Consider the following 1,597-nt stretch of genomic DNA (forward strand, 5'->3'; position numbering starts at 1 on the left):
CTCCCCCACAGGAAAGACCAGCTATAGAAAGTCAAGGTTGAACCGCAAGATTTTACGGTTCTTTTAAGGCTTATTTGGCCACGCCAAATAAGCCTCATGAAAGAGGAATTTAAAAGCTTTTTGACCTTTAGTGAAATGAAATTACTGAGGACGAGGCTCGTAAGGTTTCTTGTCCCTTAAGATCGCAAAGATAATGTGAGTTAGTTTTCGGGCTACAGCTCCTACGGCTGTACCGTGGACTTTCCCACGGTTTCTCAGCTTTTCATAGTGTGGAGACAAAGCGGGATCGTGAAAGCTAGCGACAAACGCGGCCTGCCATATGGCGCGTCGGAGATAAGGAGACCCTCTTTTCGACATTTTCATCCTATTTCCTTCGAAATTGCCCGATTGGTGAACAGAAGCATCAAGTCCTGCGAAGGCGACGAGTTGTTCTGGACGTTCAAAACGGTTGATGGAACCAATCTCCCCTAGAATTGTTGCCGCAAGGACATCACTGATTCCGATAATTGTAGTTAAGTAATGGTCCTGACGATTCGAAAGCTCTATAAGTGATGCTTCTACTTCGCTTATTTGTCGGTCCAAAAGGGAAATTTGTTCAAGAAGAAGGTGAATCTGCATCCGAAATGCCTCTCCACCTATGGATATGCCAAAACTGTCCTGCGCTTCTTCTTTCAATTCATTCGCCTTTTTATGAGCTCGTCGATCGCCGTATCTTCCTTTACTAGCTTGATTTAGGAAGTCAGCTAGCCTCTTCGTGTCAATGGATAAGAGATCTTCAGGTAAAGGATATTGAAGGAGAACTTCAGTAGAAGATACACCAAAAATATCGGAAAACAAGTGTTCATACTCCGGAAACACCTGGTCGAGAAGGGAAATGATTTTACGTTTGACGTCAGAGCTTTGATCGACTAAGGAATATCGAAGTCGCTCCAAGTGCTTTAATTGAAGAAGGTCTTCCTCAATAAAGGGGGTAGCTTCTGGGTTATCAATCCGGATAACCTGAGCGATGAGGTAGGCATCCTGTACATCTGTTTTAGTCTTTCGAATATAAAAATTGCGTAAGGCATCAGATTGTAGAGGATTGAACGAAGTAACTTTAAATCCAAGCTTGTGTAGAAATGAAAACACCGATAACCAATAATGACCTGTAGCTTCAAGTCCACATGCGCAATTGTCTGGTGTGATTTCATGTCGATTTAAAAACTTTAGAAGCTTTTCGCTCCCTGTCTTGGAATTAGAAAAGCGAAGGGTTTTGCCAATGGGTTGTCCATGTTCATCAATTAACCCAGCCTCATGATTGTGTTTTCCAATATCAATGCCGAGATAATTCAAGGAAATCCACCTGCCCTATAAAAATTACCAGATGAGAGGGTTCCTCCGTACCTTTACAAGTATCCAGGCTCGTTAGATATACGACAACGGTGTGCCATCCAGCTTATGCGGATTATCCTGTAAAGAGGGAGGTGTCATTCTTTCCTACGAAGACTAAGCTTCAAGCGAGACGTCGACACCTCCATCTGATTGCCCTCATTATACCTCGCAAGAAGGTAGTGAGGTCCACCAGAAATTATCTGGTAACTATAATATACGAGCGAGT

1 protein-coding gene is annotated in these 1,597 nt (G+C 43.1%); it reads right to left on the reverse strand.

Annotation, left to right across the window (positions count from 1 at the left end; translation table 11 throughout):
* Nucleotides 1-141 precede the first annotated feature (141 nt).
* Nucleotides 142-1,332 (reverse strand): IS110 family RNA-guided transposase, encoded by a 1,191-nt coding sequence (locus tag DYE48_RS20860; protein ID WP_115825223.1) that lies wholly within the window; start codon nucleotides 1,330-1,332, stop codon nucleotides 142-144.
* Nucleotides 1,333-1,597 lie beyond the last annotated feature (265 nt).

Origin of the sequence: Halobacillus trueperi (assembly GCF_003386945.1) — a bacterium.
GTDB lineage: Bacteria > Bacillota > Bacilli > Bacillales > Halobacillaceae > Halobacillus > Halobacillus aidingensis.